Raw genomic sequence first — 20,904 nt, forward strand, 5'->3', positions numbered from 1 at the left:
GGGGGGCACGAGATTTCTAGCATCGATCGCCATCGAACCAACGGCACTGCGCACCGGGTCCACCCGGACGGCCGCCTTGTGCGACAAGTCCCACCCCGCCCCCGCACCCGCGAGCGCCGGGCCCGCCCCCACCCGAGGGGGCGGGCCCGGCGCAGCCCTCAACTCCCGTACGCACCGAGTCCGGTGGTGTTGGGCCGGGCTGTCACAGGGGGATGACGCGGGTGAGGAGTACGACGTGGCCGCGTGTATCGATGATGTACTCGACCAGGCGTCCTGGGCGGCTTCGGACGGCAGGACCGGCCACAGGTCGTCCGGCTCCTCGTTATTCGCCGGGCAGGTCCCCGCCCCGTTCGCGGCGCAGCCGCAGGACGTCGGCCATGGTGGAGGTGGGCAGGGTGGCGTTGCGGGCGGCGGCGATGCCGTCGGCAGTGCGGGGTACCCGGGGCTGCGGGGGGTGGTGCGCGGGGGGTGGTGCGCGGGTCGGACGCCCATGGGACTCCTCCCGCCTCCGCCTCTGAGGACCGCGGTGTCCGGTGCCGGTCGGCCGCCGGCCCGGCGGCCGACCGGCACCGCGCCGCCCCTACGCCCGGTGGTACTGGATCGGGCCGCGGGGCTCGGCGCCGAGCTGGGTGGCGGCGTGGCGGGCCCAGGAGGGGTTGCGCAGGAGTTCGCGGCCGATGAGGACGGCGTCGGCGCGGCCGGTGGCGATGATGTCCTCGGCCTGGCGGGCCTCGGTGATCTCGCCGACGGCGGCGACGGGCAGGCCGGAGCCGGTGCGGACGGCTTCGGCGAAGGGGACCTGGTAGCCGGGGCCGGTGGTGACGGCGGCGTCGGGGACCAGGCCGCCGCTGGAGACGTCGACGAGGTCGACGCCCAGGGCCTGGAGCTCCTTGGCCAGGCGCACGCTGTCCTGGACGGTCCAGCCCTCGCGGGGGTCGGCGGGGTTCTCGGAGAGCCAGTCGGTGGCGGAGACGCGGAAGAACAGGGGCAGGTCCTCGGGCCACACGGCGCGCACCGCGGCGGCGGCCTCCAGGGCGAAGCGGGCGCGGCCCTCGAAGGAGCCGCCGTAGGCGTCGGTGCGGTGGTTGGACTGGGGGGAGAGGAACTCGTGGATGAGGTAGCCGTGGGCGCCGTGCAGTTCGACGGCCTGGAAGCCGGCCGCGAGCGCCCGCTGCGCGGCCTCGGCGAAGCGGCGCACCAGGACGCCGATCTGCTCGGTGCTCAGCTCGTCGGGGGTGGTGTGGGCGGGGGAGAAGGCGCGGGCGCTGGGTGCCAGGGGGCGCCAGCCGTGCGGCTCCTCGGGGGCGAGGGGGCGGCCGCGCTCGACCCAGGTGCGCTCGGTGGACGCCTTGCGCCCGGCGTGGGCGAGCTGCACGGCGGGGACGGTGCCCTGCTCGCGCAGGAAGGCGGTGATGCGCTTGAACGCCTCGGTCTGGGTGTCGTTCCACAGGCCCAGGTCGTAGGGGGAGATGCGGCCCTCGGGGGTGACGGCGGTGGCCTCGACGATGATCAGCCCGGTGCCGCCGGCGGCGCGCGCGGCGTGGTGGGTGAAGTGCCAGTCGGTGGGCGCACCGGCCGCCTCGCCGTCGGGTGCCGCGCTGTACTGGCACATCGGCGGCATCCAGACGCGGTTGGGGGCGGTGACGCCGCGCAGGGTGTACGGGGTGAACAGGGCGCTGCTCATGGCGGGGCTCCGGATCGGCTGGGGCTGGGGCGGGACGTACCAAATTCCCTGCGAGCACAATAGTTGCACGCGCAGCTAATTGACAAGGGCAAGGGATGGCGGGGGAGAGGGGAGGGGCGGGGCGCCGCGGCACCCCGCCCCGGTCCCGCGGGGACCCCGCCCCTCCGCCGCGGGCCCGGTCAGGTGCGCCCCTCCTCCGCGCCCGTCCGGTCGTAGGAGGAGGTCCCCGCGTCCAGCAGCGGCTCCTGCTCCTTCAGGTGCGCCGGCGCCAGCGCCCGCAGCGCGTGGTAGCCGGTGACGACGACGATCGTGCCCAGTGCGATGCCGCTGAGGGAGAAGGTGTCGGTGATCTTCAGCGTCACGTTGCCGACGCCGATGATGATGCCCGCGGCCGCCGGCACGAGGTTGAGCGGGTTGCGCAGGTCGACGCCGGAGCGGGTCCAGATCTGCGCGCCGAGCAGGCCGATCATCCCGTACAGGATGACGGTGATCCCGCCGAGCACGCCGCCGGGGATCGCGGCGACGACGGCGCCGAACTTGGGGCACAGGCCGAACAGCAGCGCGAAGCCGGCCGCGGCCCAGTATGCGGCGGTGGAGTAGACGCGGGTGGCGGCCATGACGCCGATGTTCTCGGAGTAGGTGGTGTTGGGCGGCCCGCCGAGCGCGGTGGAGAGCATGGAGCCGGCGCCGTCGGCGGAGATGGCGGTGCCCAGGCGCTCGTCGAGGTTCTCGCCGGTCATCTCGCCCACCGCCTTGATGTGCCCGGCGTTCTCGGCGACCAGCGCGATGACGACGGGCAGGGCGACCAGCACCGCCGACCACTGGAAGGAGGGGCCGTGGAAGGCGGGCAGGCCGATCCAGTCGGCGCGCCCGACCCCGGACAGGTCCAGGCGCCAGTGCTCGACCGCGTGGCCGGCGGCGTCCACGGTGTGGACCTTGCCCAGGACGCGGTCGAAGAGGAAGGAGACGCCGTACCCGAAGAGCAGCCCCAGGAAGATCGCGATCCGCGACCAGAAGCCGCGCAGGCACACCACCGCGAGGCCCGTGAACAGCATCACCAGCAGCGCCGTCCACTGGTCCTGCGGCCAGTAGGTGGAGGCGGTGACCGGGGCGAGGTTGAAGCCGATCAGCATCACCACCGCGCCGGTGACCACCGGCGGCATCGCGGCGTGGATGACCCGCGCGCCGAAGCGCCGCACCGCAAGGCCCGTCAGGAACAGCACCACGCCGACGACGAAGACCGCGCCGGTGACGGTGGCGCTGGTGCCGCCCTGGGCGCGGATGACGGCGGCCACCCCGACGAAGGACAGCGAGCAGCCCAGGTAGCTGGGCACCCGGCCGCGGGTGGCGAGCAGGAAGATCACCGTGGAGACGCCGGACATCATGATCGCCAGGTTCGGGTCCAGGCCCATCAGCACCGGCGCCACGAAGCTCGCCCCGAACATGGCGACCACGTGCTGGGCGCCCAGGCCCGCCGTCCTGGGCCAGGAGAGCCGTTCGTCCGGGCGCACGACCGCCCCGGGCGCGGGGGTGCGCCCGTCACCGTGCAGCTTCCAGCGCACGCCGAGATCCATGTGGGGGTTTCGCTTTCTTCCAGCGGGGGGCGTACGGGCGCGGGCGCCGTACGGCCGGTTTCGCGCCCATTGTCCCGGCCACCGCCCGGGGCACCCGCACCCGCCCCGCCCCTGACCTGCGCACCCGCCCCGCCGCCCGCACCCGAAGCGCGCCCGGCCCCGGGGCCTACGACAGCCCGGCGCCGCCGAGTTGGCCGAAAATCGCACCGGCCGCCCGTATCCGCGAACCCCGCCCCCGGCCCGCATCCGCGAAACCCGCCGCGCCGCCACTACTCCCGTAGTGCCACTACGCCGGTAGTGCCACTACTGCAGTAGTGGAAACGCGCCCCGCGCCAACGGAAGCCGCCCCCGCCCCGGTTCACCGCGAACCGGCCGAACCCCCATCCGGCATATCCGGACACAACCACCGCCCGGGCAACACCGGTTAACACGCCGTCAACGAATTGGCAACGCCTTGCCCGCACTCCCCGGGCCGTGGATAACTGTGAACCCCCGCACCGAAACCGAACGCTCGGTCGGCCGGGGTGACCGGACAGCAACACCGGAAAGCAACCGCGACCGGACAGCCGACCGGACAGCAACCGGACATCCGGGGCCGGCCCACCCGCCACCGCGCCCCCCACCCACCACGGTCCAGGGGGAACCCCGCATGCGCCCGTCCGACTACGAGCCCTACTGCCAGGCGGACCGCGCCTTCTACGACGACCCCGCCGTCCGCGACGACACCGCCGGGCTCTACCCCCAGGCCACCGCCCCCCTGCCGCCCGGCTGGGAACGCACCCGCGACGGCGTCTGGGTCTACCACCACCCCCAGGGCACCGTCCTGCCCGACCAGGGATGGAAGATCCACGTCTCCGGCACCCCGGACGAGGCCCCCCGCATCATCGACACCGTCCTGGACCACTGCCACACCCACGCCCTGAGCGTGAAGTACCTGCGCAGCCGCGAGACCGTCCTCAAGGCCAACGCCAAGTACGCCCCCCGCGGCTCCAGCGGCAAACTCCTCACCCTCTACCCCCGCGACGAGGACGAGCTGCGCACCACCCTCGAGGCCCTCGAACCCCTCCTCGACGGACACCACGGCCCCTACATCCTCAGCGACCTGCGCTGGCGCACCAGCATCCTCTACGTCCGCTACGGCGCCTTCCGCCAGCTCTACTGCCTCGACGACCAGGGCCGCACCGTCTCCGCCCTGCGCGACGCCACCGGCACCCTCGTGCCCGACCGGCGCCGCCCCGTCTTCTCCGTCCCCGACTGGATCACCGTCCCGCCCTTCCTGAACGAGCAGATCCACACCCGCACCACCCCCGAACCCGCCCCGGACGACTTCCCCTACACCATCGAACGCGCCCTGCACTTCTCCAACGGCGGCGGCGTCTACAAGGCCCGCGACCGCCGCGACGGGCGCACCGTCGTCCTGCGCGAAGCCCGCCCCCTGGCCGGACTCGACACCCACGGCACCGACGCCGTCCAGCGCCTGCACCGCGAACGCGACATGCTGCGCCGCCTGGAGGGCCTGGACTTCGTGCCCCGCCTGTACGAGCACCGCACCGTGTGGGAGCACGAGTACCTCGTCGAGGAGTTCATCGACGGCGAGAAACTCGAACGCTTCCTCTTCACCGGCCGCCACCCCCTCCTCGACGGCGACCCCGACCCGCGGCGCATCGCCGAACACACGGCCCTGGCCCTGGACTTCGCCGAGCAGCTCACCCGCATGCTCGCCACCCTCCACGAACGCGGCGTGGCCTTCGGCGACCTCCACCCGGGCAACGTCATGGTCCGCCCCGACGGGCGCCTGGCCCTGGTGGACTTCGAGCTCGCCTTCGACCTGGAGAACGGCACGCCCCCCGCCTTCGGCGCCCCCGGCTTCATCAGCCCCGCCGCCCGCACCGGCACCGCCGTCGACCACTACGCGCTCGCCTGCCTGCGCCTGTTCCTCTTCCTGCCGCTGACCTTCCTCATCGAACTCGACGCCGGCAAGGCCGCCGACCTCGCCCACGCCGCCGCCGAGCGCTTCGCCCTGCCCGGCACCTGGCCCGACGAGCTCCTCGCCGACCTCACCCGCGCCACCGCCGGCCCCCTGCCCCCCGGCAGCCTCCACACCGCAGACTCCAGCACCGCCACCGCCACCGCCACCGCCACCGCCACCGGCGCTACCGGCGCCGCAACCGCCACCGGCCCCGGCCCGGCCGAACTGCCCGACACCGCGACCCCCGAGGGCCTGGCCCGCCTGGCCGACGACCTCGCCGCCGGCATCCTGGCCGCCGCCACCCCCCACCGCAGCGACCGCCTCCACCCGGGCGACCCCGAGCAGTTCACCCGCCAGGGCACCGACCTCGCCCACGGCGCCGCCGGCGTCCTCTACGCCCTCACCGCCACCGGCCGCCCCGTCCCCGCCGAACACCTCGACTGGCTCCGGGAAGCCGCCCGCCACCCCAAGGCCGTCCACCCCGGCCTCTACGACGGCCTCGCCGGCACCGCCCTCACCCTCGAGGCGGCAGGCCGCGGCGACGACGCCCGCGACGTCCTGGAGCGCGTCCACCACCTCACCGCCACCCGCGACGACCTCGGGGTCCTGGGCCCCTCCCTCGCCTCCGGCCTCGCCGGCCTCGGCCTGACCCACCTCCACTTCGCCCACCGCCACCCGGGCGACGCCGCCGACCTCACCCGCCGCGCCGAGACCCTCGCCCACCGCCTCACCACCGCCGAGCCCCCCACCCGCACCGGCCTGCTCCACGGCCCCGCCGGCAGCGCCCTGTTCCTCACCCGCCTGTACGAGCACACCGGCGACAAGCACTGGCTCACCGCCGCCCACGCCGCCCTCACCCACGACCTCGCCCGCGCCCGCCACGACCACAAGGGCCTGCTGCTCGCCCACGACGGCCGCACCACCGCCTACCTCGCCGACGGCTCCGCCGGAGCGGCGCTCGCCGCCCGCGCCCTCCTCGCCCACCTCGACGACCCCGCCCTGACCGAGGCCGCCGACCAGCTGGAGAAGGCGTGCGAGGCCGAATTCGTCCTCATGCCGGGCCTGTTCGAAGGCCGCGCCGGCCTCATCACCGCGCTCGCCGCCAGCCCCGCCCCCCGCGCCCGCACCCACCTGCACCGCCAGCTCGCCCGCCTGACCTGGCACCTGGTGCGCCACCAAGGCCGCGCCGCCGTCCCCGGCCACCAGCTCCTGCGCCTGTCCTGCGACCTGGCCACCGGCTCCGCCGGACTCCTGCTGGCCCTGCACGCCGCCGCCACCGGCCGCAGCGCACTGCCACTCATAGACCCCCGGGACGCACCCGCGCCCCGGTGACCACCGAGAAAGAAAGAGGTAACACCATGGCCTTCATCCTCGACCTCCAGGGCCTCGCCGAGGAGTCCGAGTCCATCGTCGAGTCCCTGTGGTGCAGCCACTGGTCCTCCCGCGCCTGCATGTAGTACGGGAGAACCACCGGTGCCCGCCCCCGCTTCGGGGGGCGGGCACCACCCGTTCCCGGGGCCGCCGCACAAAAGGCACTGGTGTGCACGAACGGTGAAGCCCTAGGGTGGCGGACCGTCAACCGTGGTCCATTCCTGGAGTGCCTGTCCCGATGTCCTCGCCCGCCGTTTACCAGCCGCCGCGTACGGTCGCCACCGTCACCACCGTCCTGCTCGCCGTGAGCGCGGGGGTGGCGCTGCTCTCGGCCGTCGCCGCGCTGCTCATGTACGCCTCCGCCGACGACCTGACCCATGTGCTCGGCGGCGCCACCGCGCTGGTCACCCTGACCGGAGTGCTGCAGCTGCTGGCCCTGGCGGGCACCGCGGCCGCCTTCATCACCTGGTTCTACCGGGTGCGCGTCAACGCCGAGGTGTTCGACCCGATGGGCCACCGCATGTCGCGCGGCTGGGCGATCGGCGCCTGGTTCACCCCCATCGTGAACCTGTGGTTCCCCCGCCAGATAGCCCTCGACACCTGGCAGGCCAGCGTCCGCCCGGACGCCTCCGGGGTACGGGTGCTGCCGCACGCGCTGCTGAACGGCTGGTGGGTCACCTTCGCCCTGGCCCGCGCCGTCGACCGGATCGGCGGGAACATGGCGGACGTCGCCAACTACAGCGACTCCTGCCGGCACGCCGCGATGTGGCTGCTGGTCTCGGACGTGCTGGACGTGGTGGCGGCGGGCCTGGCGATCGCGGTGGTCCAGAAGCTGACGGCCGCGCAGGAGGAGCGCCACGCCGAGGCCGTCGCCCGCGCCTTCCCCGGCACGGGCTTCCCCGGCGCCCACGGCGCCCACGGCGCCACCGCCTGGAACTGACGCCCCTCCCGCCGCCGCGCCTCAGCCCTTCGTGCTCGCCTGGAGCCGGTCGGCCAGCCCGGCGGCGGTGAAGGCGGCGACCAGGTCCTCGTTGCCCTCGGTGAAGTGCGCCCAGCTGTCCTGGTGGACGGGCACCACCGCGCGGGCGCCGAGGATCTGGGCGGCGCGGGCGGCCTGGGCGCTGTCCAGGACGAGGGGCTCGCCGTCGAACAGGACGGGGAAGCGCGGGGCGCCGGCGAAGAGGACGGCGGTGTCCACCGGCGCGAAGCGCGCGGCGATCTGCTCGACCACCTCCAGCGAGGCGTTGTCGCCGCTGACGTAGACGGTGGGCAGGCCCTCGCCGGTGAGCACGAACCCGACGACCTGGCCGGTGACGGCCTCGACCTGCTCGCGCGTGCCGGGCCCGTGCAGGGCGGGCACGGCGGTGACCGTGACGGTGCCGCCGCCGGGGCGCTCCAGCTCGACCTCCTCCCAGTCCGCGAGCCCGCGGGCGCCGCCGCCCAGGCGCTCGCCGCCGCCGGGGGTGGTCAGCGTCAGCGGCACGTCGGCGAGCAGCGCGCGCCCGGCGTTGTCGAGGTTGTCGGCGTGCTCGTCGTGGGAGAGCAGCACCACGTCCACCCGCCCGAGCTCCTCCACGGAGCCGTCCGGCGGGGCGAGCTTGGTCAGCTCGGGGCGGCCGGGGCGGCCGTAGTCCCCGGGGCCGTCGAAGGTCGGATCGGTCAGGAAGCGGAGACCGCCGTACTCGAACAGCGCGGTCGGGCCACCGAAAACACGCACGGGAAGCTGCGTCACGACATTCACCTCACGGATAGGAGTGATGTATCCGTGAGAGAAACTAGGCGATCCTCACGGATGAGCGCAAGAGCTACCATGAGATCCATGACCGAAGCCGACCCCGGCGTCCCCCCGGCCCCCGGGGAGGAGCAGCACATCTGCCTGGCCCTGGCCAACAGCGCCCTGACCCAGCCGGGCCTGCACCTGGACCGCCTGGCCACCCCCGCCGACGCCGAGCACTGGCTCCTGGTCCAGGGCCTGACCCCCGCCCCCGCGGGCCTGCAGGAGATGTGCGCCGCCCAGGTCCGCTCCCTGCGCGAGCACCTGCGCTCCCTGCTCGCCTCGTACGCGAGCGCCCAGCCCGCGCACCCCGCGGCCCTCGCCGCGGTCAACGACGCCCTCACCCGCGTCCCCACCGCCCGCCTCCTGCAGTGGGACGAGAAGTCCGGCCCCTACCGCAGCACCCCCCACCCCACCACCGCGATGGTCGACCACGCCCTGGCCGCCATCGCCGCCGACGCCGCCGACCTGCTCACCGGCCCCGATGCCCCCCGCCTGGCCGCCTGCGCCTCACCCCCCTGCACCCGCTTCCTGCTGCGCCAGGGCCGGCGCCAGTGGTGCTCCACCCGCTGCGGCGACCGCGCCCGCGCCGCCCGCGCCTACGCCCGCCGCACAGCCCCCGACACCCCCGACGCCCCCGCCTGATCCGCCCTCAGGCCCCCCGCAACGCCGAAGGGGAGGCGCCACCAGGCGCCTCCCCTCCACGATCCGCCCGGCACCGCCCAGGTGCCGAGCCCTCAGTGCACACGCTTGGCCACGCGGCGCGTGAACCGGGCCGCCACCGTACGGCGGCGCAGCCGCTGCGCCTGCTTGGCCTCGCGTACCAGGCGCTCGTGCTCGGCGCGGTGGGCGAGCTCGTTGGCGGTCTGCTGGAAGGTCTCGTACTCGAACATCTCGGGCTCCCCTTCGGGGTTTCGTCTCTGCCGTTTCCCTGACGAGTAAGACTTTCCTCCCCCAGTGGGGGCCCGGGCATCGGGCGCCTGCCCCATCTTCGGGCCCCCGCACGCCTTAGCCCCGCCCCCGCACCCCGCCTTAGACCCGCCGGATCCCCGATCCCCAGGCGTAGAGACCCCCCTTACCTTCCTTAGAGGTACTTAGATGCCTTAGACGCCTTAGATCTGCGGGGTTGACAGCCCGCCAATGGCCCCATGCCCGACACCCCCGGTTCACTTCCTCCGGTTGATCATCGACGGCCCCCGCGCCTAGGCTGCCGACGAACCGTCGCACCACGAACCGAAAGGCCCCGCCATGGAGTTGAGCCCGCGCCACAGCGCCCTGATCGCCACCGCCGCGGCCGCCCTGGCCGCCGCTGCCGTCACCGGCGTCAGCGCCACCCAGAGCCGGCCCACGACGGGCACCGGCACCGGCATCACCGTCGAGGCCCACATAGCCATCGGCAGCACCCCCACCGAGACCACGGCCCCCGCCCTGGTCGTCCCCGACCACATGGCCCTCTAGGCAGCCGCCGACCCGAGCCAACTCCCCGACCGGCCACCCGCGTTGACGACACCACCCGCCGACCCCACGGTGCGCCTGGTCACCGAGACCGCCGAGCGGCTCCTCGCCCTGTGGGCGTCCCGGCCCGAGATCCGCCACCCGGGCTGGGACCGCCCCTTCCGCCCCCTCGCCGACCTCCTGCCCACGGCCGACCTCGACTTCGCCGCCCACAACCCCCAGATGGTGCCCCTGCTCTGGTACCCGGCGCTGCGCCACGGCCCCACCGCCCGCCCGGTCATCGAGGTCTTCGACCACCTGCCCGAGGGCCTGGGCGCGCCCCTGCCCCGCCGCCAGGACCTCTCACGCATCTACGCCTGGGCCCTGGCCTCGCACACCGCCCTGCGCTGGATCGCCGACCGCCTGGACGGCCGCCCCCTGCTGGAGGTCGGCGCCGGCAGCGGCTACTGGGCCCACCTGCTGCGCCACCAGGGCCTGGACGTCCTGGCCACCGACGCCGAGGCCCGCACCGAACACAACGGCTGGACCTCCCGCTTCCGCTACACCGACGTCCGCCCCGGCCACGCCCCCGCCGACGCCGCCGCCCACCCCGACCGCGCCCTGGCCCTGCTCTGGCCGCCCCACCGCGACCCGATGGCCGCCGACGCGCTGCGCGCCTACCGGGGCGAGGCCCTGCTCTACCTCGGCGACGGCCCGGGCGGGCTGTGCGCGGACGACGCCTTCTTCGCCGAACTCGAGGCCCGCTGGCGCCCCGTCTCCTCCTGCCCGCTGACCCTGCGCTGGCTGGGCAACCGCGACCGGGCCCTCTTCTACCACCGCCGCTGACCCGCCCGCGCCGCCGAGCCGCCCGCCCGCCGCCGAGCCGGGCCGAACGGGGCCGGACCGGGCGGGAACGCCGAACGGGACGCGCCGGGGCCACCGCCCGCAGGCAGCAGACCCCGGCGCGTCCCGGCCGGTCCCTGAACGGACCGTCAGCAGCCGCTGAGGATGTCGATCGCGACGACCTGCGAGTGCAGCGACCAGCCCTGGCCCGGGTAGAGGCGGTCGACGAAGCCGCTGGAGTACTTCAGCAGCGTGCAGTCGTCGTGGCGGGCGTTGGTGACCCACGCGGCCGAGCGCGTCAGCGAGCCGGTGTTCTGCCAGCCCTGGTCCTTGTACATGGTGACGATGTGGCCGTTGCCGTCCTCGAAGCACACGTACGGCCAGGGGCAGGTCTCCTCGGCCGAGGCCGTCGGCGCGAGCGCGAGCGTGGAGGCGGCGAGCGTGGCGGCGAGGCCGAGGGCGGCCGTGATCTTCTTCATCGGTTCTTCCTGGTCAGGGGACAGCGGACGGCGGACGGGCGTCCGGCACGGCCACCAATGTAGGCACCCCGAAACCCCCCGACCGCGCCACCCGAAGCCGTCTCACCCCCGCCCACCAGCACTTTGAGACGCCATCACCCCGCGAACTGGAGACGTCTCAAACCTGCGCCGTACACCGGCACCCGCCCGTACGCCGCAGGTCGGACCCCCGCCCCCTCCCCACGCCGTACGCGCCGCGCCCCCGGCGCACCCGAGACTGGAGGCACCGCGAGACACCGACGACTCCGTACAGGGGGGCCGGGCCCTCTCTTTCGGATCTTGCCGGGCGGTCGCCGCCGGGGCACGCACCTCGCCGGCTTCTCGTCAGTCGCCGATGTCCCCCAGCCTTCGGCCGGGAGGTGCCCCCACCGCATGGACTCCCTCCTCGGCGCCGCCGATGCACGCACCCATGGGGGCACCTCCCGGCCGAAGGCTGGGGGAGACGCCCGCTCATCCGACAACATCCGAAAGAGAGGGCCTAGCCCATGGCCGCGCGATCCGGTCGAACGATTCCCGCACTGACCCTCGGCGCGGCCACCGCCCTCCTCGCCGCGCTCACCCCCGCCCCCGCCTCCGCCGCCGATGACCCGCTGCGCCCCTACACGACGCAGCAACCCCGCTGGGAGCGCTGCGACACCGAGCAGCCCGCGACGCTCGAGTGCGCGACGATCGCCGCGCCGCTCGACTACGCCGACCCCGCCGGCCGCAGGATCGACCTCACCATCTCGCGCATCCGCACCGACGACACCCGCCGGCGCCACGGCGTGCTGCTGATGAACCCCGGCGGCCCCGGCAGCCCCGGCCTGTCCATGCCCGCCGACATGGCCCAGATCCTCCCCGCCCAGGTCCGCGAACGCTACGACCTGGTCGGCTTCGACCCCCGCGGAGTCGGCCGCAGCTCACCGCTCACCTGCGGCCTCACCGAGGACGAGCGCACCGTCCTGCACCCCTACCACGACGCCACCTTCCCCAAGGACGTGCAGCGCGCCCGCACCGTCGCCGACAAGTGCCGGGCGAAGGCCGCAGACGTGCTGCCCCACCTCACCACCCGCAACACCGCCCGCGACATGGACCTCATCCGCGCCGTCCTGGGGGAGCGGAAGATCTCCTACTTCGGCTTCTCCTACGGCACCTACCTCGGCTCCGTCTACACCCAGCTGTTCCCCCGCCGCTCGGACCGCATCGTCCTCGACAGCGCCGTCGACCCCGCCCTCGCCTGGCGCGGCACCCTCCTCGCCTGGCCCGCCCGGGCCGAACTCGCCTTCACCCGCTGGAGCGAGTGGGCCGCCGAACGCGACGCCACCCACCACCTCGGCGCCACCCCCGCCGCCGTACGCCGCACCTTCTGGGACCTGATCGCCCACGCCGACCGCACCCCCGTCCCCACCACCGGCGCCGCCCTCGACGGCGACGCCATCCGCGCCGAGTACCGCGCCTTCGTCCACCCCGCCGCCGCCACCGACCGCATCACCGCCCTCAAGGCCGCCGCCGCCGGCGGCCCCCCGGCCCCCGCCGCCCCCGACGAACTCCCCGGCGACAACGAGATGTCCGCCGCCTGGGCCGTCTTCTGCGGCGACACCCGCACCTGGCCGCGCGACCCCGAACAGTACCGCCGCGACGCCCGGCGCGAGCGCGCCCGCCACCCGCTCGCCGGCGACCTCGCCGCCGGCATCCAGCCCTGCGCCTTCTGGCCGACCGAGGCCCGCGAGGACGCCACCACCGTCGACAACACCGCAGGCGCCCTCATCGTCCAGAACGAATGGGACCCGCAGGCCACCCTCGACCTGGCCCACGGCATGCACCGCGCCCTGCACGGCTCACGCATGATCACCGTCACCGGCGGCGAAGGCCACGGCGTCATCGTCGCCGGCCCCTCCTGCGCCGACACTCCCGCCCTGCACTACCTCACCACCGGCAACCTGCCCGCCACCGACCTGACCTGCCCCGCCGCCTGACCCCGCCCCGCGAGCCGACCCCGCCAACCCACCCCGCCCGCCAACTCGCCCCGCCCCGCCCCTTGCTAGCCTCGAAGAGGCCCGCACCACCGCGTGGAACGAGGAGCAATGAGGCAGCCGAACCTCTCCAGCACCGTCGAACGACGCCTCCTGGTCAACTACCGCGTCACCCCCGGCCCTCACCCCCCGGCGCGCTGCACGCTCAGGCTCCCGTACCCCGCCAGCGCCCCGGCCACATCCCCGCCCTGACCCCGCAGCACCGAGTCCAGGAACACCAGCGTCACCGCCGCGACCCTGCGCACACTCCCCTCCCGCCCCAGCGACCCCACCAGCTGCGGCACCGGCGGCAGATACAGCGGACCGTCCATGAACGTCAGATGGGCCGCCCCCGCAAGCGCCAGCCGGTACCCCGTCCCCGTGTTCGCCGCCAGCGCCGCCTCCAGCCGGGGCCCGTAGCGCGGATCGGTCGCCGCCGTCACCTCCTGGGTCAGCGCCAGCACCGGCCGGTGCAGCGCGGGGGAGAGGGGCCCGTGCGGGAACCCGTCCAGATCGACCACCGCCGCGAACCGCCCGTCCTGCCGCGCCGCCTGCAGGGCCGCCGCCCCGCCCATCGAATGCCCCGCCACCGCGGCCCGCCCGGTGTCCAGCCGCCCCGCCAGCGCGTCACCGCTCCCGCCCCGGCCCAGCTCCTCCAGCCGGGTCAGCACGAACCCCAGGTCGGCGGCCCGCACCGCCGTCCACCCCGCCGCCAGCTCCTCGTCCCTGGCCGCGTCCCCGCTCGAAGCCGTCGCCGAACGCACCACCCGCCCGTCCTCCAACTCCACCGCCGCCGAGTCGTACGGATGGTCCAGAGCCGCCACCACGTACCCGTGACTGGCCAACTCCTCCGCCCACGCCGTGTTCTGCGTGCGCACCCCGCCCGAGCCCGGCGAGAACAGCACCACCGGGAAGCTCCCGCCCCCCTCCGACACCGCCGCGTCCACCACCGCGTGCGTACGGGCCCCCACCACCCCGTCCATCAGGAACCCCGGCAGCCCCACCCCGCCGGCCAGCGCCCGCGAGACCGTCCGCGCCTCCTCCCGGGTACGCCCCAGGTACAGCGCCCGCCCCGCCCCGCCCGGCCGCGCCGGGTACCAGAGCTGCACCACCACCGTGCGCCGGTCCTCCGGATCGGCCGTGAACGTCTCCGGCCGCTGCGCGTCGCTCCACTGCACCACCCGCGTACCGACCGCGAACGGACCCGACGGCTCGGGGAACACCGGCACCGGGAACGCCCACGCCGCCACCGGCCCCGCGGCGATCAGCCCCGCACACGCCGCCGAACCCGGCACCGCCAGCCACCACCGCGCCCGCCACACCGCCCGCCCCCCGGGACGCAGCCGCGGCCGCAGCACCGGCGACAGCGCGAACGGCAACGCCACCATCGCACCCGCCAGCACCGGCACCACCTGCCAGCGCACCCCCACCACCGCCAGCACCGATGCCGACGGCACGAACACCCCCGCCGCCCCGAGGGCCACCCGCCCCCGCACCGCGGCGGGCAGCCAGCGCGCCACCACCAGGGCGAGCGCACCCGCCACGACGACGAACTCCGGAAGGGACATCGAAGGCCCCGCGATCATCTCGGTCACCCGGCCATGCTCGGCGCGCCGCCCCCGCCCCCACATCGCCCCCCGGACCCCACCCCCACCCGACCCGGGTCGCAAGGAGCCACCCCGCGGCCCCGCCCGCCCTGCGACCCCGGGAGGCACCCGCACTCCTCCTGCGGTCGTACCCCCGCGCCCCACCCTCACCCGGCGGGACCATGCGCCCCACCACGTGCGCCCCCTACCGTGACAGCGCGCCCGTACACCGTCCGACCCCGAAGCGACGTCCGACCCCGAAGCGACCTCCGCCCCCGAAGCGACAGGACCCCCCCCGATGCCCGACGCGTTGACGCCCGACGCGGCCACCCCGCCGGTCGTCCACCCCCGCTGGGCGAAGGCCGCCGCCCTCCTGCCGCCCGCCGCCCGGGACGCCCTGCCCGCCCTCCTCCTGATCCCGCACGCCCTCATCACCCGCCCCGCGCACGAGACCTGGGCTGCCGCCGCCCTCACCGCGGCCCTGACCCTGCCCCTGGTCCGCCGCCGCCACGCCCCCCGTACGGTCTTCGCCGCCGTCGCCGCCGCGGCCCTGCTCCAGTGGCTCGCCGGCGTCCAACTGCCCGCCGACATCGCCCTGCTGATCGCCCTGCACACCCTCGCCGCCCGCACCGGCCACCGCACCACCTTGGCAGGCGCCGCCGTCCTCGAGGCGGGCGCCCTCCTGGCCTGCCTGCGCTGGACCACCGACGGCGCCTTCCTCGCCTCCTTCACCGCCGCCACCGCCACCGTCGTCGCCACCGCCGCCCTGGGCGCCGGCGCCCGCACCACCCGCGCCTACCTCGCCGCCCTGGAGGAACGCACCATCCGCCTGGAACGCGAACACCACCAGCAGGCCCGCCTCGCCGCCGCCGAGGAACGCACCCGCATCGCCCGCGAGATCCACGACATCGTCACCCACAACCTCTCCGTCATGGTCGCCCTCACCGACGCCGCCGCCCACACCCGCCCCACGCCGCCCGACCGCACCACCACCACCCTCATCCAGGTCGCCGAGACCGGCCGCCAGGCCCTCACCGACATGCGCCGCACCCTCGGCATCCTCCACACCGACCAACCCGACCAACCCGACCAACCCGGCGAACCCGACCACACCGACCACACCGACCAACCCGGCGAACCCGACGCCGAACGCCACCCGCTCCCCGGCATCGCCCAACTCCCCGCCCTCACCGACCGGATGCGCGCCACCGGCCTGCCCACCACCCTCCACCTCAGCGGCGAGCACACCCCCGTCCCCGCCACCGCCCAGCTCACCGTCTACCGCCTCGTCCAGGAAGCCCTCACCAACACCCTCAAACACACCCCCGCCGGCACCCGCGCCACCGTCCGCATCCACTGCACCCCCCACACCGTCACCCTCGACATCACCGACGACGGCCCCCACCACCCCGACCCCCACCGGGCCCCACGGGCCCCCGCCGGCCACGGCATCCCCGGCATGCGCGAACGCTGCGCCGCCTACGGCGCCACCCTCCACACCGGCCCCCGCGAGGAAGGCGGCTGGCACGTCCACACCCGCCTCACCCTCGACACCACCCGGGCACCGGCCCCCGCATGACCATCCGCGTCCTCATCGCCGACGACGAAGCCCTCCTGCGCATGGCCTTCACCACCGTCATCGAGGCCCAGCCCGACATGGAACCCGTCGGCGAGGCCGCCGACGGCGACCAGGCCGTCGCCCTCGCCCGCGAACTACGCCCCGACGTCGTCCTCATGGACGTCCGCATGCCCGGCACCGACGGCATCGAGGCCACCCGCCGGCTCACCGCCGCCCGCCCCCGCACCCGCGTCCTGATCCTCACCACCTTCGACCTGGACGCCTACGCCTTCGCCGCCCTCAACGCCGGAGCCTGCGGCTTCCTCCTCAAGAACACCCGCCCCCACGAACTCCTCACCGCCATCCGCGACATCGCCGCCGGCGACGCCGCCGTCTCCCCCCGCATCACCCGCCGCCTCCTCGACACCCTGCGCCCCCACATCCCCGCCGCCCCCGACCCCCACCACGAAACCCGCCTGGCCCGCCTCACCCCCCGCGAACGCGAAGTCCTCCTCCACATCGGCCACGGCCTCTCCAACACCGAGATCGCCGCCGCTCTCCACCTCGCCGAGGCCACCGTGAAGTCCCACCTCGGCCGCATCCTCCACAAACTCGAACTCCGCGACCGCGTCCAGGCCGTCGTCTTCACCTACAGAAGCCGCCTCATCCACCCCTCATGACGCACCGTTCCCGACGTCGACGACGAACACCCCCTCATCCACCCCCTCCAGCACCAGCCCGTTGTCCAGCCGCACCCGCACCGTCACCCGCTCCCGGTACGCCGCCCCCACCGCCTCCAGGCCCGCCACCTCGGCCTCCAGCCGCTCCCGGCTCCCCGCCGGCATCGTGTGCCCGTAGTCCTCCAACAGCCCCTTCAACCGCCGGTACTCACGCACCTCCGCACCCTCCGGCACCACCCCGTCCACCCGCTCGACCACACCCCTCACCCCCGCCCCCACCGAAACGGCCCCCACCACCCCGACCCCCTCGGCCACCGCCTCCCCGATCCCCAGATCCACACCCAGCCCCACCCGCTGCCCGACCCGCACACCCATCCCGCTCCTCCACCCTCTCCACCACCCACACCAGAACGCGCCACGCTACCCGACCCCCAGCACCCCCACCGCCGTCGCTACCATGGCTCGCCGAACCCGCGCGAACCCGCGCCGACCGCCGTCGAAAGGATCGGGCAGGGGAGTGAATCCGAACCGGTGCCGCTCACATGAACGATGAACAGCGTTCCCCCCGGTGGCTGCGGGCCCGTGTCCCCCTGCTGCTCGCCTGCCTCGGATGGGCCTGCACGGCGCCGACACTCGTCGCGGACGCCGACATCCACGAGCTCGTGAGCCGCTGCCTCGACAGCCCCGGAGCCCCCGCATACGTCCTGCCGCTCAGCCGGGCGGGCCTGGCACTGGCCGTCGTCGCGGTGTGCTGGGGCAGCCGGCAACTCGTCACCGGCGTACGCTCCAGGACACTGCGGCTCAGCCTCGGACACGCCCTGCTGTGCGCGGTACTGCCGGTGGCGGTCATCGGCGTGCCCGTCCAGTACGCCCTCACCCAAACCGCCGCACACGACACCGGGCCGCGGCCGAGCCCCTGCATCGGCCACGGCCCGCTCGGCGCCACGCCGGTGGCGGCGGGCGAGCGGCCCGCAGCCACCGGCTGACCCGCCCGGCGCTCCCGCAGGCGCCCGGTCAGCGCCGCAGGCCGAGCAGCCCGGCCGTGTCGGCGCGCCGGTTCCAGGCGATGACGGCCAGCGGCACCATGAAGAGGAACGGGGTCCCGGCGTTCTCCCCGTGCATCACGGTGAGCTGGGTGACGAACGCGAACACCAGGAACACGATCAGCGCCGTCGCGGCCGGCCCGGCCAGCCGTCCGGCCAGCAGGCCGATGGCCCCGGCGAGCTCCACCAGCCCGGTCAGGTACATGAACCAGTGGCCCCAGCCGATGCCGTCGAAGACGGTCGTGGCGGCGGGGATCGCGAGCAGCTTCGGCAGGGCGCTGGCCAGGGCGAAGAAGAGCGCGAGCAGGATCCGCAGCGTCCAGACCGTCCGGACGAGGGCCCGGCTCGGCTTCACAGCGGCGGTGGTGGTGGAGGCGGTGCTGGCGGTGCTGGCGGTGCTGGCGGTGGTGGCGGTGGTGGTGCCGGACATTTCAGGTCTCCCCGGGCGGTCGTCGTTGCTTTCCCGGGTTTGACCGCCACCGCCGCCAGAACTCATCGCTCCGCCGGAAAGAAAATTTCTCCCGCCCCGGGCCCGCCCGGCCACCCGGCCCCACCCAGCCGCAAAGTTGGCTGGACAACAGGAAATTGGCGGAACGATCACACGGCATTCGCCGGAACACCGTGTACATCCCGCCCACGGCTCCTAAGGTCAGGCCCGCTCCGTACCAGTCCCCCCGACGGAAAGGGCCTCACGTGACCTCCTTCGACCGGCGCCGATTCCTCCAGCTGGGCGGCGCCTCCGCCGCCGCGGCCGGCCTGGGCATGTTCCCGCCCGCGGTCGGCAGGGCCCTGGCCCTGCCCGCCCTCGGCCGCCACCGTTCGATCGAGGACGTCGAGCACGTCGTCATCCTGATGCAGGAGAACCGTTCCTTCGACCACTACTTCGGCACCCTGCGCGGCGTCCGCGGCTTCGACGACCCGCGCCCCACCCTCCTGCCCGACGGCAAGCCCAACTGGCACCAGCCCGCCGCCTCCGTGCGCACCGCCCGCTACCACGACCGCGGCCTGCCGGCCTCCGAACAGGAGGTCCTGCCCTGGTACATCGACCCCGGGAACACCACCGAGCACCAGGCCGGCACCGACCACGGCTGGAGCAGCGGCCACCTCGCCTGGAACGAGGGGCGCCACGACCAGTGGGTGAACCAGAAGCAGGACGTCATGACGATGGGCCACCTCAAGCGCCAGGACCTCCGGTACCACTTCGCCCTGGCCGACGCCTTCACCGTCTGCGACTCCTACTTCTGCTCCGTCCACGCCGACACCGCCCCCAACCGCATCTACCTGTGGACCGGCACCAGCGACCCGCGCAACGCCTACGGCCGCAAGCCCAACGGCCCCGGCCTGTGGGAGCGCAACGACACCGACGGCTACACCTGGACCACCTACCCCGAACGCCTCGAGGCCGCCGGCGTCAGCTGGAAGCTCTACCAGGGCGGCTCGGGCGAGCCCGGCACCCCCACCGACAACTACACCGACAACTCCCTCATGTTCTTCGAGCGCTACCAGAAGGCCGAGGGCGCCACCGGCCCCCTCGTCGACAAGGGCGCCACCGACCACACCCTCAAGGAGTTCCGCGCCGACGTCGAACAGGGCCGCCTGCCCCAGGTCTCCTGGATCGTGCCGCCGTACCAGTACAGCGAGCACCCCTCCGCCACCCCCACCGACGGCGCCTACTACATCAACCTCGTCCTCGAGGCCCTCACCGCCGACCCCGAGGTGTGGGGCCGCACCGTCTTCCTCATCAACTACGACGAGAACGACGGCCTGTTCGACCACGTCGTCCCGCCCATGCCCCCGGTCGTCAGCGCCCCCGGCGGCCAGGGCATGGTCTCCGACGACCTCCGGACCAGCCTGCGCGACGAGCTCCTCGACCTCGGCAAGTACCCCGGCGAGATGAGCCCCCTGGTCCCCGGCGCCGACCCCGGCGGCCTGCAGCCCATCGGCCTGGGCCCCCGCGTCCCGCTGCTCGTCATCTCCCCCTGGTCGCGCGGTGGTTGGGTCTGCTCCGAGACCTTCGACCACACCTCCGTCCTGCGCTTCCTGGAAGCCCGCTTCGGCATCGACGAGCCCAACATCAGCGCCTGGCGCCGCTCGGTGTGCGGCGACCTCACCTCCGCCCTCGACTTCTCCGGCACCGACCCCAGGCCCCTGTCCATACCGGTGCCCGCCCCCCTCGCCTCCCGGGGCAGGCCCTACCAGGTGCCGCTGCCCCAGCGCATGCCCGTCCAGGAACCCGGCACCCGCCCGGCCCGCGCCCTGCCCTACGACCTCGTCGTCAACGAGGAGGAGACCGACGACGCCCGCCGGTTCCACCTCGACCTCGAGAACCGCGGCGAGGCCGGCGCCTGGCTCTACGTCTACGACCGCACCGCCCCCGCGAGCGCCCCGCGCCGCTACGCGGTCTCCGGCGGCGACACCCTCACCGACCACTGGACACTGCCGGACTCCGGCCGCTACCACCTCGCCGTGCACGGCCCCAACGGCTCCCTCCAGGAGTTCGAGGGCGAAGCCGGCACCGAACTGGTCGCGCGTTTCGACCCCCGCGGCACCGGCGTCCACGTCCACGTCCGCAACAACGGGCCCGCGCCCCGCACGGTGACCGTCGCCGACGCCTACGCCAAGGGCCCCGCGACGACCCGCACCCTGCGCCCCCACGCCTCCGCCCAGTTCACCCTCGACGTCGACCCCCGCAGCCGCTGGTACGACATCTCCGTCACCGCCCCGGGCGCGCCCCTCTTCCGCCGCCGCTGGGCCGGCCACCTCGAGAACGGCCGCCCCGGCACCAGCGACCCCGGCCCCCGCTGACCGGGCCCGTCCCGTCTCGTCCTGTCCCGCCCCGTCCTGTCCCGCCCGAGCGGGACAGGACGGGCCCCGCGGAT

At 74.6% G+C, this 20,904-nt stretch carries 18 protein-coding genes; 10 read left to right on the forward strand and 8 right to left on the reverse strand.

What is annotated here, in order from left to right:
* Positions 1-580 precede the first annotated feature (580 nt).
* Together ACIBCA_RS20740 and ACIBCA_RS20745 are read right to left on the reverse strand one after the other, a co-directional pair.
* Positions 581-1,684, reverse strand: coding sequence for an NADH:flavin oxidoreductase/NADH oxidase (locus tag ACIBCA_RS20740; protein ID WP_396284395.1), 1,104 nt, complete (start codon positions 1,682-1,684; stop codon positions 581-583).
* A 179-nt stretch (positions 1,685-1,863) separates the two neighbouring features.
* Positions 1,864-3,258, reverse strand: a complete 1,395-nt coding sequence (locus ACIBCA_RS20745) for a uracil-xanthine permease family protein (protein ID WP_396284396.1) — start codon at positions 3,256-3,258, stop codon at positions 1,864-1,866.
* Positions 3,259-3,907: 649 nt separating this feature from the next.
* Between ACIBCA_RS20745 and lanKC the strand changes: the two genes are divergently transcribed.
* Both lanKC and ACIBCA_RS20755 read left to right on the forward strand, forming a co-directional pair.
* Positions 3,908-6,559 carry a class III lanthionine synthetase LanKC gene (gene lanKC / locus ACIBCA_RS20750; RefSeq protein WP_396284397.1) on the forward strand — a complete coding sequence of 884 codons (2,652 nt, stop codon included), beginning with the start codon at positions 3,908-3,910 and terminating at the stop codon, positions 6,557-6,559.
* 277 nt (positions 6,560-6,836) lie between these two features.
* Positions 6,837-7,538, forward strand: coding sequence for a DUF4328 domain-containing protein (locus ACIBCA_RS20755; protein WP_396284398.1), 702 nt, complete (start codon positions 6,837-6,839; stop codon positions 7,536-7,538).
* 21 nt (positions 7,539-7,559) lie between these two features.
* Here the strand turns inward: ACIBCA_RS20755 and ACIBCA_RS20760 are convergent, their stop codons facing one another.
* A complete protein-coding gene (locus ACIBCA_RS20760; protein ID WP_396284399.1) occupies positions 7,560-8,330 on the reverse strand; it encodes an MBL fold metallo-hydrolase in 771 nt (256 codons plus the stop codon).
* 78 nt (positions 8,331-8,408) lie between these two features.
* On the opposite strand from ACIBCA_RS20760, the gene ACIBCA_RS20765 reads away from it, so the two are divergent.
* On the forward strand, positions 8,409-9,017 hold the full coding sequence (locus ACIBCA_RS20765) for a CGNR zinc finger domain-containing protein (protein ID WP_396284400.1): 609 nt from the start codon (positions 8,409-8,411) through the stop codon (positions 9,015-9,017).
* 92 nt (positions 9,018-9,109) lie between these two features.
* Here ACIBCA_RS20765 and ACIBCA_RS20770 read toward each other — a convergent pair whose 3' ends face one another.
* Positions 9,110-9,265 (reverse strand): hypothetical protein, encoded by a 156-nt coding sequence (locus ACIBCA_RS20770; RefSeq protein ID WP_396284401.1) that lies wholly within the window; start codon positions 9,263-9,265, stop codon positions 9,110-9,112.
* A gap of 355 nt (positions 9,266-9,620) precedes the next feature.
* Between ACIBCA_RS20770 and ACIBCA_RS20775 the strand changes: the two genes are divergently transcribed.
* Complete coding sequence (locus ACIBCA_RS20775) at positions 9,621-9,830, forward strand: hypothetical protein (RefSeq protein ID WP_396284402.1); 210 nt, start codon at positions 9,621-9,623, stop codon at positions 9,828-9,830.
* Between the two features lie 42 nt (positions 9,831-9,872).
* The gene (locus ACIBCA_RS20780) at positions 9,873-10,652 is read left to right on the forward strand and encodes a hypothetical protein (RefSeq protein ID WP_396284403.1); all 780 of its coding nucleotides are present in this window, start codon (positions 9,873-9,875) and stop codon (positions 10,650-10,652) included.
* 146 nt (positions 10,653-10,798) lie between these two features.
* Here ACIBCA_RS20780 and ACIBCA_RS20785 read toward each other — a convergent pair whose 3' ends face one another.
* Positions 10,799-11,128, reverse strand: a complete 330-nt coding sequence (locus ACIBCA_RS20785; protein ID WP_396284404.1) for a hypothetical protein — start codon at positions 11,126-11,128, stop codon at positions 10,799-10,801.
* A gap of 524 nt (positions 11,129-11,652) precedes the next feature.
* On the opposite strand from ACIBCA_RS20785, the gene ACIBCA_RS20790 reads away from it, so the two are divergent.
* Positions 11,653-13,122 (forward strand): alpha/beta hydrolase, encoded by a 1,470-nt coding sequence (locus tag ACIBCA_RS20790; RefSeq protein WP_396284405.1) that lies wholly within the window; start codon positions 11,653-11,655, stop codon positions 13,120-13,122.
* Between the two features lie 179 nt (positions 13,123-13,301).
* Here the strand turns inward: ACIBCA_RS20790 and ACIBCA_RS20795 are convergent, their stop codons facing one another.
* Complete coding sequence (locus ACIBCA_RS20795; RefSeq protein ID WP_396284460.1) at positions 13,302-14,744, reverse strand: alpha/beta hydrolase family protein; 1,443 nt, start codon at positions 14,742-14,744, stop codon at positions 13,302-13,304.
* 298 nt (positions 14,745-15,042) lie between these two features.
* Here ACIBCA_RS20795 and ACIBCA_RS20800 point away from each other — a divergent pair, with 298 nt between their 5' ends.
* Together ACIBCA_RS20800 and ACIBCA_RS20805 are read left to right on the forward strand one after the other, a co-directional pair.
* A complete protein-coding gene (locus tag ACIBCA_RS20800; RefSeq protein ID WP_396284406.1) occupies positions 15,043-16,323 on the forward strand; it encodes a sensor histidine kinase in 1,281 nt (426 codons plus the stop codon).
* Positions 16,320-16,982, forward strand: a complete 663-nt coding sequence (locus ACIBCA_RS20805; RefSeq protein WP_396284407.1) for a response regulator — start codon at positions 16,320-16,322, stop codon at positions 16,980-16,982. Before ACIBCA_RS20800 ends, ACIBCA_RS20805 begins: the two co-directional genes overlap by 4 nt.
* Here ACIBCA_RS20805 and ACIBCA_RS20810 read toward each other — a convergent pair.
* Positions 16,977-17,357 (reverse strand): hypothetical protein, encoded by a 381-nt coding sequence (locus ACIBCA_RS20810; RefSeq protein ID WP_396284408.1) that lies wholly within the window; start codon positions 17,355-17,357, stop codon positions 16,977-16,979. The two genes, ACIBCA_RS20805 and ACIBCA_RS20810, sit on opposite strands and share 6 nt — an antisense overlap.
* 167 nt (positions 17,358-17,524) lie before the next feature.
* Here ACIBCA_RS20810 and ACIBCA_RS20815 point away from each other — a divergent pair, with 167 nt between their 5' ends.
* Positions 17,525-17,968, forward strand: coding sequence for a hypothetical protein (locus ACIBCA_RS20815; RefSeq protein WP_396284409.1), 444 nt, complete (start codon positions 17,525-17,527; stop codon positions 17,966-17,968).
* Positions 17,969-17,996: 28 nt separating this feature from the next.
* On the opposite strand, the gene ACIBCA_RS20820 is transcribed toward ACIBCA_RS20815, so the two are convergent.
* Positions 17,997-18,455 carry a DoxX family protein gene (locus tag ACIBCA_RS20820; protein WP_396284410.1) on the reverse strand — a complete coding sequence of 153 codons (459 nt, stop codon included), beginning with the start codon at positions 18,453-18,455 and terminating at the stop codon, positions 17,997-17,999.
* A gap of 263 nt (positions 18,456-18,718) precedes the next feature.
* On the opposite strand from ACIBCA_RS20820, the gene ACIBCA_RS20825 reads away from it, so the two are divergent.
* Positions 18,719-20,830 carry a phosphocholine-specific phospholipase C gene (locus tag ACIBCA_RS20825; protein WP_396284411.1) on the forward strand — a complete coding sequence of 704 codons (2,112 nt, stop codon included), beginning with the start codon at positions 18,719-18,721 and terminating at the stop codon, positions 20,828-20,830.
* Positions 20,831-20,904: the final 74 nt, after the last annotated feature.

Source organism: Kitasatospora sp. NPDC051170, assembly GCF_044455705.1.
Classification (GTDB): Bacteria; Actinomycetota; Actinomycetes; order Streptomycetales; family Streptomycetaceae; genus Kitasatospora.

Bases quoted from the DNA above. Each gene is read 5' to 3' on its own strand.
- ACIBCA_RS20740 (WP_396284395.1), bottom strand. From the start codon at position 1,684: ATGAGCAGCGCCCTGTTCACCCCGTACACCCTGCGCGGCGTCACCGCC.
- ACIBCA_RS20745 (WP_396284396.1), bottom strand. From the start codon at position 3,258: ATGGATCTCGGCGTGCGCTGGAAGCTGCACGGTGACGGGCGCACCCCC.
- lanKC (WP_396284397.1), top strand. From the start codon at position 3,908: ATGCGCCCGTCCGACTACGAGCCCTACTGCCAGGCGGACCGCGCCTTC.
- ACIBCA_RS20755 (WP_396284398.1), top strand. From the start codon at position 6,837: ATGTCCTCGCCCGCCGTTTACCAGCCGCCGCGTACGGTCGCCACCGTC.
- ACIBCA_RS20765 (WP_396284400.1), top strand. From the start codon at position 8,409: ATGAGATCCATGACCGAAGCCGACCCCGGCGTCCCCCCGGCCCCCGGG.
- ACIBCA_RS20770 (WP_396284401.1), bottom strand. From the start codon at position 9,265: ATGTTCGAGTACGAGACCTTCCAGCAGACCGCCAACGAGCTCGCCCAC.
- ACIBCA_RS20775 (WP_396284402.1), top strand. From the start codon at position 9,621: ATGGAGTTGAGCCCGCGCCACAGCGCCCTGATCGCCACCGCCGCGGCC.
- ACIBCA_RS20785 (WP_396284404.1), bottom strand. From the start codon at position 11,128: ATGAAGAAGATCACGGCCGCCCTCGGCCTCGCCGCCACGCTCGCCGCC.
- ACIBCA_RS20790 (WP_396284405.1), top strand. From the start codon at position 11,653: ATGGCCGCGCGATCCGGTCGAACGATTCCCGCACTGACCCTCGGCGCG.
- ACIBCA_RS20795 (WP_396284460.1), bottom strand. From the start codon at position 14,744: ATGATCGCGGGGCCTTCGATGTCCCTTCCGGAGTTCGTCGTCGTGGCG.
- ACIBCA_RS20800 (WP_396284406.1), top strand. From the start codon at position 15,043: ATGCCCGACGCGTTGACGCCCGACGCGGCCACCCCGCCGGTCGTCCAC.
- ACIBCA_RS20805 (WP_396284407.1), top strand. From the start codon at position 16,320: ATGACCATCCGCGTCCTCATCGCCGACGACGAAGCCCTCCTGCGCATG.
- ACIBCA_RS20810 (WP_396284408.1), bottom strand. From the start codon at position 17,357: ATGGGTGTGCGGGTCGGGCAGCGGGTGGGGCTGGGTGTGGATCTGGGG.
- ACIBCA_RS20815 (WP_396284409.1), top strand. From the start codon at position 17,525: ATGAACGATGAACAGCGTTCCCCCCGGTGGCTGCGGGCCCGTGTCCCC.
- ACIBCA_RS20820 (WP_396284410.1), bottom strand. From the start codon at position 18,455: ATGTCCGGCACCACCACCGCCACCACCGCCAGCACCGCCAGCACCGCC.